Here is a 15,970-nt window from a genome sequence, read left to right as displayed (position 1 = left end):
GGAATCCTTCACCATCGCCAAGCCTTGCGTACCGACGGAACTCGTGGAGTTCCGCCATCGCATTGGCGAGGCGGGCATGGAGTTGATTCTCAAGGAGAGCATCCGGGTCAACCTGCTGCTTGACGACAAGCGGAAAGAGAATGAAAACAGAAATGACGGCAAGGACGGTCGTGGACGCAAGTCCGACACCGAGCAGACAGCCTTTATCGACTCAACCGTGCAGGAGAAGAACGTCACGTTCCCCACGGATTCGAAACTCCTGAATAAAATCATCGGTTTCTGCCGCGACGTGGCTCATGCAGAGCATCTCAAGGTGCGCCAAAGCTATGCCGGGGAAATCAAGAGACTTAAGCTTGTGCAGCGTTTCCGTGGCAGGAAGAACAGTTCAGCCAAGGTAAGGAAAGCCGACCGTCGGATGCGCACCATCGCCGGAAGGCTGTTGCGCGAGCTGGTTCGGAATTTGCCCCCTGAGAACTCTTACCAAGAACGTATTGAGGTCTGCATGAAGTTTGTTAACGGCGAGAGAATGGACGGTCACAAGATCTACTCCCTTCATGAGCCGGACGTGTTGTGCATCAGCAAGGGGAAGGACCACAAGAAATACGAGTTCGGCAATAAAGTCTCCCTTGTCAGACTGTGGAATGGTCTCATTGTCGGTGCATTATCTTTCCGCAATGAATACGACGGTCATACGATAGACAAGGCAATGGAGCAGGTCGGCAGGGTCTATGGCAGGAAAATCAAAAGACTCGCTGGGGACAGAGGGTATCGCGGGCAGGAAACGTGCGGAGAGACGAACATCATGATACCCGGCGTTCCCAAGGCAAGCGACTCGCCACACACGAAAAAGAAAAAACAAATGTTCTTCCGCAAGAGAGCAGGAATAGAGCCTGTCATAGGGCACTGCAAGGCAGATCATCGATTGGGGAGGAACTTCTACAAGGGTCTCTTGGGTGATGCCATCAACGTGATGCTCGCTGCGGCTGCATTCAACTTCAAAAGAGCCATGCGGCTTCTTTTGTGCCTTATTCGAACTATGATAAAATGGAGTATTCAAGGAGTGGATTCCAACTTTAACGAAACAAAGGTGTTATCCAATACCTTTTGCTGGTTGTAAGTCGAGTTCTTGAGGGACGACTACTTATAATTCTCCTCCAACATCCTTTCCAAATCCGACTCCTTATAAAGTATCTTCCCTGCAAACTGCGTATAGGGAATAACTCTCCTGTCCCGATAGTCCTGCAAGGTGCGAGGGCTGATATACAGCCGCTCACACACTTCCTTGCCTGTGAGGAAATGCTCACCTCCAAACAGCGGCTTGTGTGTCAGAGCAACTTCCTTAATTCTCTTGCTTACTCCGTAGATAGCGGACAGCACCACCTGCATATCGTCCACCTCCATATTCAAATCTCTTACCTGTTCCATAATCTTCGTGTTTATTTGTTGATTTTAGTTTTATCCGTTTTTGATTTCTCTGTTTTGGTTTGGAGTAACTGCTCTACGTCCTCACGCTTGTAATAGCACTTATGCCCGATTTGCGAGAAAGGCAGCACGCCTGTATCCCGATAGTGCTGCAATGTGCGCTTGCTGATGTTAAGCAACTTGCACACATCACCGTTGTGCAGCCAATCGGTATGCTTGCTCTGTTCCCCAAATGCCTTGTGGCAAGTTTCGGCAAGACAGAGTATCTCGTTCCTCAGCTTTGCCCAGTTTGAATCCGTAATGATAAAATATCCCATTGTTTTATTGTTATTTTGTTTGTAATTCTGTCTTGTTGGTATTGACAACACCTTTGTCTGTTCTGCGTTTCATCGCACGTTTATGCCTGCAAAAATATGATGAGTTTGTCATACTTCAAAGCAGCAGGGAACAGCAGGGAAATATCGGGAACTTCAAGGAAAAAGACAATGCATTTTATCAGCAGCCGTTTGCACCTTCTTACCCTATTTTTTTTCTTTCACCGTCCGTTGGGTACAAAGATATGGTGCTGTATCTCCTATTCAATCGTTATTCGCCCAAGTGGCAGCTTGTGACACTCTTGGTGTGGACAAACGCTACCATATTTCTGTGCTGATTCTATCGTTTGTAATATCGGTGTAGAATACTGCAAACGTGTGCAAAGAGCACACTTCTACCTCTGCCTTTTCTTGTTATTTTATCCCCCGTCTTGACTTAGTTCAGGCTTAAATAAGTTTTTTCTTTCCCCATCTCCATAAAAATCCGTGCGAACTTTATTGCCAATGAGCGCAACATTATGCAAGCACTCTTTGAATGCTTGGAACTTTCCAGTTCTCTTCATAACTTCACTCTCGGAAACCAAACCAAGCATATAATGAAAAGGAACGCAGATAAAGGCAATTCAGTGGACGAAAATAATACGCCCAAGCAAAGGAAGACTTCCTCCAAAAATGGTGAGATAGAAACCTATTTCTCCTCTTATTATGAGTTTAGGTACAACACGGTGTTGGGGCGAACCGAATACCGAAGCAAGGAAGATGCTCACTTCTCAAAAGTGGGTCGCTATGAAATCAACACGCTCCGCAGGGAACTTGACAACGATGTGGGGATTATCACATCTTCCGACAACCTCTATTCCATTATAGAGAGCAGCTTCTCTCCACGTGTCAATCCCATACAGGAGTATTTCAATGGATTGCCCTTGGTGGATATTGGTAATAGCAGAGGTAATTATAGTGGCAATAGCGATAGTTGTATTCATGGCAGTAGTGGTAATGGTAATAATGAACACAATAACCATTGTGATATTTCTTCCCTTTCATTGAAAGCCATTCCCGAATTGGCAAGTTGCGTAGTTGTGCGCAACTCTGACAAGTGGCTGCCATACCTTACCAAATGGCTCGTGGCAGTGGTCGCCAACGCCATGGACGACCGTGAATGCCGTAACCATACCTGTCTTGTACTGACAGGCGAGCAGGGCAAGTTCAAGACAACTTTCCTTGACTTGCTCTGCCCACCTGCCCTGCATGGTTACAGCTACACGGGAAAGATATATCCGCAAGAGAAGGACACGCTTACCTATATAGGGCAAAACCTCATCGTAAACATTGACGACCAGCTCAAAGCCCTCAACAAGCGTGACGAGAACGAACTGAAAAACCTCATCACCTGCCCGATGGTCAAGTACCGTATGCCTTACGACAAGTATGTGGAGGAACATCCACATTTGGCGAGTTTCGTTGCATCGGTAAATGGTAACGATTTCCTTACCGACCCCACAGGCAGCAGACGGTTTCTGCCCTTTGAAGTGCTTTCCATAGATATTGAGAGAGCAAAGGCTGTTTCTATGGATAATGTCTATGCGGAAACGAAAGCCTTGCTGAGCATAGGTTTCCGCTATTGGTTTGACGATGAAGGGATAACGGAACTATACAGGGAGAGTGAGGAATTCCAAGTACAGACGGCAGAAATGGAACTACTGTTGTGCTGTTTTGAGAAACCTACGGAGGATAATCCCCAATGTACCTATATGACCACCACAGAGATAATCACCTACTTGGGACTTTACACGCATCATCCCTTGTCCTTAAAGCACATGGGCGAAGCCCTGAAAAGGGCAGGCTTTGAGAAAGTGAGCAAGAGGCGAGAGGGTGGCAGTCCCATCTATGTATATAAGGTAAGGAAGATATTGCCTTGTCCTTTATTAGGCAGTTGCAACTATCAGATGTAGTAGGCACATGTAGTAGGTTGGTAGTATGACTTGGTACTAAAAAATAATATTGGAAATCAACTACTTATATCAAAATAGTATGTAGTAAGAAGAAAGATGAAAAAGTTTGGAGGGGAAAGACTTAGGAAAAGGGAAATTCATTCAAATGCAATCAAATATAATTCAGACAATCGATTATAATTCAGACAATCGATTATAACTCAATCACTTAAATTATTCAAGCAATGAAAGAAGAAGATTTATCACTCATCAAGCGACACTCCATCGTGGAGTATCTTGAAAGGAAAGGCATCAAGCCTGTACGTAGGACACCTTCCTATGCGCTGTACCGCTCACCACTCAGAGAGGAAACGCATCCGAGTTTTAAGGTGGACACACAGAAGAACCTCTGGATAGACTATGCCGAATGCAGGGGCGGAAGTATCATCGACCTCTGTATGCGTTTGGAGGGCTGCACGCTATCGGAAGCCATCCACCACTTGGGGCAGAACGCTTCCGATAATACAGTATATAGTTCTCACAAAGACTTCTCACAAAACAATCTCCAACCTACGATGGCTGCAAACGAGACAAGGAAACTGATAAGTATATCAGGCACCCTACCGCCACATTTGCAGGAGTATCTTACAAAGGTACGCTGCATTGATTTGGAAAAGGCAAAGCCTTTCCTTAAATGTATCAGCTATGAGGTAAGGGGCAGGCGCTATCAATCCATCGGCTTTGCCAATCAATCAGGAGGGCATGAACTTCGGGACAATGGCACGTTCAAGGGAACGATAGCTCCGAAAGACATTACTCCTATATTCACCGACAAGATAATAAACCAAATACAGCCAACTTGTGTATTCGAGGGTTTTATGGATTTTCTTTCTTTTCTTTCAATGAAAGAAGAAGTAACAAATGCCTGTATTGTGCTAAACTCCGTGAGCAATACCGCCAAAGCAATTCGGTATATGAATGCGCAGGGAATATCTTTCATTCGTACCTTTCTTGATAATGACGATGCAGGGCGGAGAGCTGTACAGGAGTTTGCAGGGGCAGGCTTTCATGTTGAGGACATGAGCATACACTACAAGGATTTCAAAGACCTCAACGAGTTTCATGTCAGTCGTGTCCGTGAGCGACAGAAGCATAAAGGGCAGAAACAGGCACACATGTCGGTTACAGACCAAAATCAAAACAAGGAATCAAAACAAGTCAAACATAAAATCAGATAGAGAAATGAAAAAGAAAACAATGATGAAAGACAAAGACCTTTCGTGGTTCTTGGACAACCAAGATGATGAAATGGACAATGAGGTAATCCCACAGACAGAAGCACAACCCATTCCTGTGGAGGAAACAACAACGGACGTAAAAATGAATGAGGACAGTGTTACCCAAAGAGAAGCGGATATCACTTCTGGGAAATCCGAGCATACACAGCATACTGAGAATACGACTGTTCAAAGACGCGTCAGCTCCAAGATGAGGAAGAAAACACTCGAAGCCTACAAGCAAGCCTATCTTGTGCCAACCAAACTATGCAACCGAAAGGCGGTCTATCTGAGCAGGGACACACAGGAGCGTGCCGACTTCATCGTGCGCAGATTGGGCGACAGGGGCAGCAACCTTTCAAGTTTTGTGGAAAACATCGTGCGCATTCATTTGGAGGAGTATGGTGAGGACATAGAGAAGTGGAGAAAGCTGTGAGGCACAGGAAAAGGGGCGAGGACTTTTGGGAAAAGGGGCTATTATTCCACTCAAAACCCTCAACCCTTTTTTAGAGAACATAGCAACAGACATTTGTCAAACATACTGAATGATGAGAACACCACGAACACAGTTAAACACGGAATGCACAGCATTCACTTTCAAGCAGCAAAACGCCTTGTGCGTAAACGTTTCGTTAGCTGATATTGCAAGACGTCAGTTTGTACCCACAAACTGCTCTTGCTCCCCTCGTTCGATTGTCGGGGAGATAAGACCGTAATCACTCCGTTCTCATCGGTCAGTATTCAGGAATTAAACAACAACAAATCATATTCAATGATTAACTTTCAAGGAAACTTATATGAACAGATATAAAGGAAAAGCTGCCCGATGGCAGCAACAGGATAAAGAAGAACAGCGGATGAACAAAACGGAGTTCATTAAGGTAAGATGTACCAGTGAAGAGAAGAAACGTATCAAATCAAGGGCGGAAAGCACGGGACGGAAATTCTCCGATTATTGTCGGGAAATACTCCTTAACGGAGAAGTAACAGCCGTTCCCAAGATGACAGACAATGAGAGGGAAGCCATTGCCATTCTCCAACATACAGGAAGGTTCTATGGGCAGATTTCCAATCTCATCAAGCTCAAGGACGAGGATTGGCTACATATCACCAAGAACCTTTCGCTATGTGCCAAAGAGGCATTTAAGCGGTTTTACGACCCGCATTTTCGTGTGGATTATGAGGTATATAAGGTCTTAAATCTAACAAGAAATGATAGGTAAATGCAAGGCGATAGCGCACGGAAGCACAGCTTTGGACTATATTTTCAGGGAAGGCAAACTCGGTAGTCGGCTTGCATTCCACAATCTTTGCAGCAGAGATCCAAAGACTATCTATGAGGAAATGAAAGTGGTCAGTAACTACAACAGCCGTTGCAGGTACAAGTTTCTCCGTATCGAAATTGGCATCGCACCGCAGGACGAGAAAAAGCTGTCTGTGTCCGAATATATGTGGATAGCACATTTGTTTGCCAAGCGAATGGGACTTGACAACCACCAATGGGTGGCAGTAACGCACAAGGACACCGATAATAGACACATTCACATAATTGCTAACCGTATCAGTCTGTATGGAGAAGTCTATGATACCACCTTTGTGAGCAATAGGGCTGCAAGGGTGGCAGAGGAAATCAGCAGGGAGAAAGGCTTGACCATTGCAAAAGAGGTCAAGGCAGAAAGGAAACACCAAAAGGAAAAAGCCAGCCTTACAAGAGAGCAAACAAAGCAGCAGGTGCAGAAGATTTGCTACACCTTGCTTGACAAGTACAAAGGAACAGGCGTCACGGGGCATTCCATGTTCCTTTATGAATTGAACAAAAACGGCATTACCATAGAGCGTATGAAGAACAAGCAGGGCAAGGTATATGGCTTGAAGTTCTCATACGCAGGGCAATCCTTCAAGGCTTCCGAAATCGGCAGGGAGTTCGGCTACCGTTCTTTGCAAAAGAATTTTGAACCAACTAACAAGGAAGAGTCAAGGAAACCACATCAAACAGTACAAGAGCCAACAGACAAGAACAAATATCCCGATACAGGTTATCAACTCATACCTCCAAGCCGCTCCTCTATCTCACGAGACAATGATACCTCACAAGTGCAGAATCCCATTGGTGCAGTGGCAGACACCATCATTAGTGCAGCCGATGAAGCGGTGGAAGGGTTGGGCGATTTGATTACACCATCCGCACATGGTGATGACTATGCAGAAACAGCGTGGCAGCGCAAGCTCAGAAACCAAGCAAACAGAAAGAAGCGAGGTAGAAGATTGTAATTAATCTCCTTCGCTGCATGGCTCAACATAAAATAGCGCAAACCTAAGCTTGTATAATAATACAGTAAAATTGCTATGCTTCACATTATTTCTACTGTTAAATGCTATTTTAGATATACATTAAAATTGCCAAGATTGTTGGCTTTATTAAAGATAATTTGTAACTTTGCCCAAGAATATGCAAGTTTTGTATTATAGAAGGAAAATTATTTTGGCGTTGCTCGAAGCGCTTGGGAAAGATGTTTCTGCAAAGAGTTTGCAGAAGTATCTATTCCTTTTTACGCGTAGGCAGGTTGGTGAGAAAGCCTTTGATTTTGTTCCTTATAAATACGGCTGTTTCTCTTTTCAGGCCAATCAGGATTTAGTGGTTTTATCCAAGCAAGGATATTTGGATATAGAGAAAACAGAAAGAAAAGACAGCCTTTATCATTCCTTGCATGAAACTCATTTTATCAGGGATTTGGATTTGTTTGATACTCAGGCTATTCGTGAAGTTTGCAAATTATACGGTAACATGTCTCAAAATGAGTTAATTGCCTATACATATAGAACAAACCCATTTACAGCAATCAATAGTACAATTGCCCAGTACTTGCTGACGCAAGAAGAAATGGATAAAGTCAGGAAATACAGGGAACGGTACAAATTCACCTCTTCGGTGCTGATGACCATTGGCTATGAAGGATTTACCCTTGAAAAGTATCTGAAGCAACTGATATGCAATGATATTAGAGTGTTATGCGATGTTAGGAAAAATGCGTTCAGCATGAAATATGGTTTTTCCAAGGGTATTCTACAAAAAGCCTGTGAGGGCGTAGGGATCAAATACATACATGTACCTGCGTTAGGCATAGAATCTGAAAACAGAAAAGCACTAAATACTCAAGAGGACTACGACCGTCTGTTTGAGGAATATGAGCAAACCTCATTAAAACAGAATTGGGATGCGTTATTATATGTGCGTTCTGTTTTAGACGAGGAAAAAAGAGTCTGTCTCACTTGCTTTGAGAAAGATCCAAGGCAATGTCACCGTACACGAGTGGCAGGAGCCTTGATGGAATTGCCGAATGTAACCTATGATTTTCAAGAAATTTTGTTATAATTATGCGGATATTAGTATCTGTAATGACTTATCCTTCTCTATCGGAAAAACACCTTGAAACGGTATGCACAGCAGGGTTTCGTGAGGATGGCTCTTGGATAAGGATTTTCCCAATCCCCTATCGGGTGATTTATGCGGATAACGATGTGCCTCGGTATCACAAATGGCAATGGATAGAGGTAGATGTGGAGAAAAGGACTCAGGACAGTAGGCCAGAAAGTTACCATATCTATAATATTGATACGCTTAAAATCGATCCGAATATCCTTGGTAAAAATGGCAAAGGGACAGATTGGAATTTAAGGCTTCAATGGGTTCTGAAAAACAAGATGGTTTTCACAAATATGAGTGAACTTCTTGCCTTGACGACACAGAACAAAATTTCTTTAGCCGTATTAAAACCTACACATGTGAACCGAGTGGTATGTTGTGATCTGAGGAAGAAAGACGATGGCAAGAGCATGGAAAAATTTGCTGATAAATTGTCAAAACTCAAAGCGAAGTATCAAGCAAAGTTGCGCCAATTGAACATCTTTGAAGATAAACAGGACATGAAGGATTCTTTTCAATTTGCAGAGAAGATTCCTTATAAATTCAGTTATGAATTCGTAACTGAAGATGGAATAACGCGTACCCTCATGATTGAAGATTGGGAAATTGGAGCTTTATATAGAAACTGCATTCGAAAAGATAAAAGTGAAGAAACCGCTGTCCAGAAAGTTATCAGGAAATATGAGGACATGGCGAAAAAAGATATTTATCTGTTTTTAGGTACTTCATACGAGTGGCATAAAAGAAAAGCTCCTGATCCTTATTTAATTATCGGAGTCTTTGCCCCTCCCAAAAACAGACAATTGGACTTAGACCTATTCCCTGTTTAAGAAAAAGTTAGCAACTGCATGTACCATCATTAAGACAACAGTTATTGGACTAAAAGACTAACAAGCCATCTCGCACATACCGCAAGACAGCATAAACTTGTAAGGCATTCATTCTTTTATATCTTTTCGCACCAAAAAACGCTTGTTATTCGGTAACAAAGTATTATCTTTGCAAACAGAATAACAAGCGTTCTTTGTTAGGCAGAAAACAGCGAAGCCAAGTAGCTTGCTCGTTTCTAAATCGTTACCTATTCAGTTTCAAAAACGAGGTAACTTACTTATTTTCAGTTAGTTGTATTTTGAGAATTGTTTAATGCTGCAAAAGCTCAGCTTTTGAAACGCGTTTCGTAAGCGTCTGATTATCAACGCTCTTTCTTGCTGATACATTTCTTTCCGTCAATATGCTTGCCAGTCCGATAAATTGCCCCTTGTCGCGCGTGAATCAATATTTGAAAAATTCTTTGTTCGCACGGAATAATCGGACAAGAGGAATGTGAGAATGGCACCACTCGGATTATCCTTTCCGGAAACGGGCGGTGATATCGTTCATAACAGGTTCGGCAGTGGGTCCGGCACAAAGGTGGAACATGCGTTGATTGGTGCGTGGGCTATCTAAGCCTCCGAGATGCCGCAGATAAGGTCCCACCTTGATGTAGTCGAAACAGCGGCGATCGATGTCGGAGGCTATGGTGGTGCGTCCGGTGTACCAACCAATCTTCAGCTCGGGATGTGCTTGGCGCAGATAGCGTGCCAGTTCGCTCACGCTTTTTGGTTCGGCATCGCCACCCATCAGTCCCACACAGGTGAGATCGGGAATTGCCTCTTCGCTCAGAAGCTCCTCAAGTCGATGAATCGTCAGTGGTTGTCCGATGTCCTGCCATAAGTACGCGCTGTGGCAGCCCGGACAATGACAGGGACAGTTGGAGAGGTTGATGGCGAGCGTTACCTCGTCGGGGAACTCCTGAAAGACAATGTCGGTATTAACGTACTTCAGCATTCGCGAGACATTCTTCCGGTTTTTCCTCCGCGTTGTATTTATCAGATGTGGCGTAGTAGCGTCGGGAGGCTTCCTGCTGTCGGGCAACCGAGAAGTTGCTGACGCGTTTCATGTATCCGATGATGCGCGTTAGATAGTCCACATTTGTGGAATGGCAGTGCGGACATTCCTTCAGGTTGCGCTTGTCAATGTGTCCGCAGTCATTGCAGATGGTGTTGGGAATGTTGAAGGTGAAGTAGTTGCATCCTTCTTTTGCTGCCACCCTGAAGAGTTGTCGATATTGAGGTTGCGAGAGGTGTTCGTCAAGATTCATGTGCAATGCCGATCCGCCGGTAAGATGCTCTATATAGGGTGCACCGTGCAACCTAAACTTATCAATGATGGTGAGCGAGTTGTCTTCCACACGATAGAAATAGCTGTTGTAGCAGTCGCGCGGAACGAAGTAGCCATCGGCTTTATCCCATTTGGCGTGTTTCACTCCTACGTTCTCCGCCGGTATCATCTCGCAGTTGAACATGGCTTCCTTGCTTCTGTAGGCTTTGTTGTATTTTTCTATGAGCCCGAGCACACCTTGCACAAATTCCTTGTAGGCATCGTTTGGAGTGATGTCAAGCCCCATGAACTCCGCAGCTTCCACAAGTCCGTTGATGCCGATGGTGAGGTATTGCCGGTCGATGTTGATGTAGCCGGCATCAAAGAGAGGCAACATGTGGTTGCGGAGCAGATCTTTGAGATTCTCGTTGTAGGCGAGCTGCACCTTGTGGCAGAGGTCTATGATGTGGGATAGGTATGCCTTGTAATCTTGCTTGTTGTTAACGGCGTATTGTATGCATCGGTTGAGGTTGATGGTGAGCACGCTTTTCGACCCAGTGGAGACGCCTCCCGCGCCGAGAGTGTAGGAGAAGCCGTTGTCTTGTATCTCGTTGCGCAGACGACAGCAAGAACTGAGCGAGTCGGCGTTGTCGCTCATATAGGTAAAGAAGCTGTGTCCCTCCGCATACATCTCAGAGGCAAAGTCTGCCCATTCCTCATCGCGGCACTCGCCGTTCTCAGATAACAATGCCATGGTTTCCACGGGGAAAGTGAGCACAGTCTTGGTGCGCTCTGCGTTAAACCATTTCATGAATCGTTTTTGCAGCCATGACACGGCGTCCCAGTCGGGTTGCGTGCCGTCAGGGAAGAAGAAATTACCGAAGAGCGACTCAAAGTAGAAGCGGTCGTAATAGGATATGTTCCAAAACACTGCCTGATAGTTGCGCGCGCCGGTGGGCTGATTGAGCGAATAGACAATTTGCTCGAAATAATCGGTGATAACTTTGTCTATGGTGCGTTTCTTCAGGCTGAGGTCGGCAGGGCTTTCAGGGTGCTGCCAATAGTCTTTACCATATTCTTTTTGTATGAAGTAGTTCATGTACATGAGAAATTCCGGAGTGGCACAAGCCCCTGCCAGCATACTTGATACCATAAAGACCATGTTGATGAACCCGCCACAGAAGCTCTTGAGATTGGTGGGAGCGGTGGAGTTGCCACCGATGGAGGTCGTACCACCGATGAGCCACGGATACATGGTGATGGAGGCGCAATAATTGGCAAGGTTGGTCTCGTCGTTCTTGTAGATGAAGTGGTGATTGAGTAAGTCGAGGTACTCGTTGGCGAGGTCTTTGCCATACATCTTCTTAATGCGGTCGGTGAGTAGTCTGCGGTTCAGACGAATGAAACCCTGTTTGGGCAGTTCGCCAATGAGAGTGGCGATGTTCTTATGCTCCACGTTGGCGTTGGCATCGAACTTGGAACCGGTGGCAGCGTTCTCCGCTTTGCAATAATCGGTGAGGAAGTGCATCTTCTCCAGCACCTCGCGGTCTTCGGTGTGTTGCTGTCGATAGACAATGAAACTTTTCGCCACCTTGTAATGTCCTTCTTTCATCAAGGCTTCCTCCACTTGGTTTTGGATGTCTTCTACCTTGATGTTGTTGTGAATGTCAAGATTGGCGAGCACGCGCGACACAGTGCCTAAGTCGGTGGGTTCGTTCACACTCTCGAATGCCTTGGCGATGGCATTCATGATTTTGTCAAGCGAGAAACGTTCTTTCGTTCCATCGCGTTTGGTGATGCTGAAATTCTTCATTTCCATTGTTTGGGATGATAAATTTTTATTGTCGGTTTACCAATTCTTGCAACGCATTGGTTGTATGTTTTGGGAAACTTTGGTTGTTTTTATTTTGTTTTAGTTTTCTTTTTTGGATAACTTTTCTGCTTACAAAGGTATGCAAAAAGTTTTATTATGACAAAGAAAATGTTGCAGAAAATATTATATATTTTTTCATTTCGTTCAAATATAATAATATAAGTAATTGTATGTTAGCTATTTATATGCCTTTACTTATCTCTTCTTGTTTCTTTACTTGCTCTACTTTTGTAAGTCGATGGATCGTTCGTTGATTTTCTTTTTGGAAAACAATGATTATCTTTTTCTACTATTTAGTTTTTAAGTATATGATTATTTAATTATTCTACTTCATCTTTTCCATGACTGAATGTAATCAAGAAAGATGTAAATCGGATGAAATACGTGGTGAAATAATTTGGCAAATTAGCGGAAATTGTTTTCCTTTGTAATCGAAACAGATTGCATAACCTGAAAAATCATAATTTACGATGAAGAAAATTCTATCCCTTTTCCTGTTCGCACTCGTCTCACTGACAGTGGCGGCGCAAGAGTTCCAACAGTATTTCAAAAATGCCACGCTGCGCATAGACTATGCTTTCGCAGGAAACGCCGAACATCAGAACATCGCGCTTGATGAACTCTGCGAAGTTCCGGGATGGTATGGTAAACGCGAGAGATTGGCGGAACTGCCGGTGCAGGGAAACGGACAAGTTATCGTGCGCGACCATCGCTCACAAAGGGTTATTTATCGCAACTCGTTCTCAACGCTCTTTCAGGAATGGCTGTCGTATGATGAGGCGAAGACCGCGAGCCGCACCTTCCAAAACGTCTTTCTCGTGCCTTTCCCGAAGGATACGGTGGACGTTACGGTGGAACTGAAAAACAACAGAAGAGAAACCATGGCAAAACTGACACATATGGTGGTGCCGACGGATATCCTTATTCGGAAGATAGGCGAAAAGAACGTAACGCCTTACATCACGTTGCAACAGGCTGCGGACACCTCACAATGTATTCACATCGCTTATATCTCGGAAGGCTATACGGAAGCCGAGATGCCCATTTTCATTCAGGATTGTAACACGGCGATAGAGGCACTCTTCGCGCATGAGCCGTTCCGTTCTATGCGCGACAGGTTCAACATCGTGGCAGTGAAAGCTGCTTCGGAGGAGAGTGGGACATCGGAACCGGGCAAAGGCATATGGAAAAACACCGCACTGCACTCGCATTTCAACACCTTCTATAGCGACAGATATCTGACCACACTGCACTTGAAAGATTTGCACAATCTCTTGGCAGGCACGCCTTACGAACACATTATCGTATTGGTAAATACGGCAAACTATGGTGGGGGCGGAATTCTCAATTCCTACAATCTTTCCATGACACATCATCCGGCATTCAAACCGGTCGTGGTTCATGAGTTCGGGCATTCCTTTGCCGGACTGGGCGATGAATATGCTTATGGCAACGAACAAATACCCATGTATCCGCGCGATGTAGAGCCGTGGGAACAAAACCTTACTACTTTGGTGGATTTTCAAGAAAAATGGGCTGACATGGTGAACGCTAAGACGGCAGTTCCCACTCCACAACCCAAAGATTTGGACCGACCGGACAGCAAGAAAAAGAATTGGAAGATAGGAGCTTACGAACCGGCAGGCTATTCTCAACATGGAGTTTACAGAGCCTACCCCGATTGCCGGATGCGCACCAATGCCAATCCGGAATTTTGTCCGGTCTGCCAACGTGCCATCCGCAGAATGATTGATTTCTACACGACACCGGAAAAGAAACAATAATCGCTGCCACTGATGTTATGCACACATCTATTGGTTGAGAAAAGATAAAAAATCTCATACACCTATTATTAATAAAGGCTGATAATGAAAAAAGGTTTCTCTATGTGCGGGGCGTATAACCCTTGTATTTCTTGAAGTTGCGGTAAAACGTGCTAGCCGACAAATAACCCGATAGCCCCAGTACAGTTTCCACCGATAAGTCTTTTCGATTCTTGAAAAGCTGTTCAGCATAATCGGTGCGCAAACGGTTGATGTATTCGTTGAAGCTCATGCCCATCTCTACATTGAGCAATTGCTGTACGTAGCGACGATTGGTGCCCATGTGACGCGCCACATCATCTACTTTGAGATTTGGTTGCAGGAATAGTTGTTCGTCAATAACTACATATTTTAGCTGCTCTGTTGAGAAATTGCCCACGCATGAACATTCTCCCGATTGCTCTTCTTCCTTATCTATATCGACAAAGGAGAATTGCTGGCGATAGCCAAAATATCCTATGGCAAAGAGCAATATGCTGAACACCGTAGAGGGAATGAACAGCGTCAATGTCTGACCGGTAAAGGTGCATCGCCCGATAGCGTTAGCCACAATGGAAATCACGCCCGTAACCAGCAGGAGCAGCAAGATGGGGGTAATGCCGCGCAGCCGCTTGTCATCGGTAGAAGCATAGATGGAATCCACCAAACGGTTATAACTCTTTATCTTGCGGAAGCCCAACCATGCTGTAAGCACCACACTGATTGCGAATAACACCTTGCGCGCTTGATGCAATATGGTCTGTAGATAGCTCAAAGGGGTTAGTTCATCGAATTGATTGTGATAGAGGTGAATATCAAAGAAGTGAGCAATTTCCTCAGGGGTCATGAGTAGGTAGATAATCAATGCGGTTATGCCAAATACCAATGGCGGGAATAATACCAAGGCGTTCAACCTTGTTGATACGCGTCCTTGGGTCAGTTTCGTGATGTAACGCAGATAGAGAGGAAAGATAGCCAAATTGCAGGTAATATACATCGAATCGACAAAGGGCAGCACTTGATACTCATAGTTAAAGAAGACACAGTGCCCGGAATATAATAAGGTTGCGGTAATGGCCCACAATAACAATTCACCATGTGCTGCCCGATTGCCGTGCTCGTGCAACTCTAACAGCAACATCACTACCCAGAACATGCACACCAACATGGGGGTTATGGTTATCAATGCTTGAATCATACGTTGTCAGACTATTATTAAAATTTCTTGGGCGGATATTTAATCACCTTTTGCATGTGGACAATTTCTATCTGTCGTCCTCGTACCCTAAACAAATGTATTACCAATCAACAGAGGAAACTTGATGGATGACAATCGTCAAACCACATTACTTTAACGTGCTCATTTATGAATGAACACTTGATTGCGAAACAAAAATAATACTTTTTATTTAAATTTCCAAAACATACGTCGTTATTTTTATCTTAAGGCAGAGGATATTCCTATTGGAATGCAATAGTGTTCTAAATATTTTTGAGAAAACTCACGAAACATCACATCAAACCATACGTCCCGACATGTTTCTCTCTAACCACATATATGGCGTATATCTCCTTGTGTCTCCAATTCGTATTCAGGTGATGGCAAACAGACTCTTGATACCGAACATTCGCCTTGTCATCGTTATGAAATAACATGACAAAAACAGAGAAGAAAGTGCCCTTTGTAATCTGTTGATAATCAGGATGATATTAATTGCTATTTAAAAGCTTACCTTTTGCACTCCGATTCATGACCTTTTGCATTGCAAAAGCTAAGCTTTTACAACG

The 15,970-nt window shown here is 44.3% G+C and carries 14 protein-coding genes; 9 read left to right on the top strand and 5 right to left on the bottom strand.

Annotation, left to right across the window (positions count from 1 at the left end; translation table 11 throughout):
• The coding region (locus ETF27_RS08475) for an IS5 family transposase (RefSeq protein ID WP_147785713.1) at positions 1 to 1,117 on the top strand (1,117 nt) is incomplete at its 5' end.
• Positions 1,118 to 1,137: 20 nt separating this feature from the next.
• Here ETF27_RS08475 and ETF27_RS08470 read toward each other — a convergent pair.
• Both ETF27_RS08470 and ETF27_RS08465 read right to left on the bottom strand, forming a co-directional pair.
• Positions 1,138 to 1,425, bottom strand: coding sequence for a helix-turn-helix domain-containing protein (locus tag ETF27_RS08470; protein ID WP_028901922.1), 288 nt, complete (start codon positions 1,423 to 1,425; stop codon positions 1,138 to 1,140).
• A gap of 11 nt (positions 1,426 to 1,436) precedes the next feature.
• On the bottom strand, positions 1,437 to 1,739 hold the full coding sequence (locus ETF27_RS08465; protein WP_025878259.1) for a helix-turn-helix domain-containing protein: 303 nt from the start codon (positions 1,737 to 1,739) through the stop codon (positions 1,437 to 1,439).
• Positions 1,740 to 2,254: 515 nt separating this feature from the next.
• Between ETF27_RS08465 and ETF27_RS08460 the strand changes: the two genes are divergently transcribed.
• From ETF27_RS08460 to ETF27_RS08430, 7 genes are all read left to right on the top strand, one after another.
• A complete protein-coding gene (locus tag ETF27_RS08460) occupies positions 2,255 to 3,688 on the top strand; it encodes a VapE domain-containing protein (protein ID WP_130830287.1) in 1,434 nt (477 codons plus the stop codon).
• 224 nt (positions 3,689 to 3,912) lie between these two features.
• On the top strand, positions 3,913 to 4,905 hold the full coding sequence (locus ETF27_RS08455) for a toprim domain-containing protein (RefSeq protein ID WP_130830288.1): 993 nt from the start codon (positions 3,913 to 3,915) through the stop codon (positions 4,903 to 4,905).
• Between the two features lie 4 nt (positions 4,906 to 4,909).
• Positions 4,910 to 5,380: a DUF3408 domain-containing protein gene (locus tag ETF27_RS08450; protein ID WP_130830289.1), complete on the top strand. Its 471-nt coding sequence runs from the start codon at positions 4,910 to 4,912 to the stop codon at positions 5,378 to 5,380.
• Between the two features lie 361 nt (positions 5,381 to 5,741).
• Positions 5,742 to 6,167, top strand: coding sequence for a plasmid mobilization protein (locus ETF27_RS08445; protein WP_130830290.1), 426 nt, complete (start codon positions 5,742 to 5,744; stop codon positions 6,165 to 6,167).
• A complete protein-coding gene (locus ETF27_RS08440; protein ID WP_147785712.1) occupies positions 6,157 to 7,215 on the top strand; it encodes a relaxase/mobilization nuclease domain-containing protein in 1,059 nt (352 codons plus the stop codon). Before ETF27_RS08445 ends, ETF27_RS08440 begins: the two co-directional genes overlap by 11 nt.
• A 178-nt stretch (positions 7,216 to 7,393) precedes the next feature.
• Positions 7,394 to 8,317, top strand: coding sequence for a DUF488 domain-containing protein (locus tag ETF27_RS08435; RefSeq protein WP_130830292.1), 924 nt, complete (start codon positions 7,394 to 7,396; stop codon positions 8,315 to 8,317).
• Between the two features lie 2 nt (positions 8,318 to 8,319).
• Positions 8,320 to 9,198 carry a hypothetical protein gene (locus ETF27_RS08430; protein ID WP_231556652.1) on the top strand — a complete coding sequence of 293 codons (879 nt, stop codon included), beginning with the start codon at positions 8,320 to 8,322 and terminating at the stop codon, positions 9,196 to 9,198.
• 514 nt (positions 9,199 to 9,712) lie between these two features.
• Here ETF27_RS08430 and nrdG read toward each other — a convergent pair.
• On the bottom strand, positions 9,713 to 10,195 hold the full coding sequence (gene nrdG, locus ETF27_RS08420) for an anaerobic ribonucleoside-triphosphate reductase activating protein (RefSeq protein WP_130830293.1): 483 nt from the start codon (positions 10,193 to 10,195) through the stop codon (positions 9,713 to 9,715).
• Complete coding sequence (nrdD, locus tag ETF27_RS08415) at positions 10,179 to 12,320, bottom strand: anaerobic ribonucleoside-triphosphate reductase (protein ID WP_130830641.1); 2,142 nt, start codon at positions 12,318 to 12,320, stop codon at positions 10,179 to 10,181. Before nrdD ends, nrdG begins: the two co-directional genes overlap by 17 nt.
• A gap of 530 nt (positions 12,321 to 12,850) precedes the next feature.
• Between nrdD and ETF27_RS08410 the strand changes: the two genes are divergently transcribed.
• On the top strand, positions 12,851 to 14,164 hold the full coding sequence (locus ETF27_RS08410; RefSeq protein WP_130830294.1) for a M64 family metallopeptidase: 1,314 nt from the start codon (positions 12,851 to 12,853) through the stop codon (positions 14,162 to 14,164).
• 100 nt (positions 14,165 to 14,264) lie between these two features.
• On the opposite strand, the gene ETF27_RS08405 is transcribed toward ETF27_RS08410, so the two are convergent.
• Positions 14,265 to 15,380 (bottom strand): helix-turn-helix transcriptional regulator, encoded by a 1,116-nt coding sequence (locus ETF27_RS08405; RefSeq protein WP_130830295.1) that lies wholly within the window; start codon positions 15,378 to 15,380, stop codon positions 14,265 to 14,267.
• Between the last annotated feature and the right edge of the window lie 590 nt (positions 15,381 to 15,970).

The organism is Prevotella brunnea (assembly GCF_008016795.1).
Lineage (GTDB): Bacteria > Bacteroidota > Bacteroidia > Bacteroidales > Bacteroidaceae > Prevotella > Prevotella brunnea.
The sequence above is the reverse complement of the archived record's forward strand: the minus strand, read 5'-3'. Positions and strand labels throughout refer to the sequence as shown.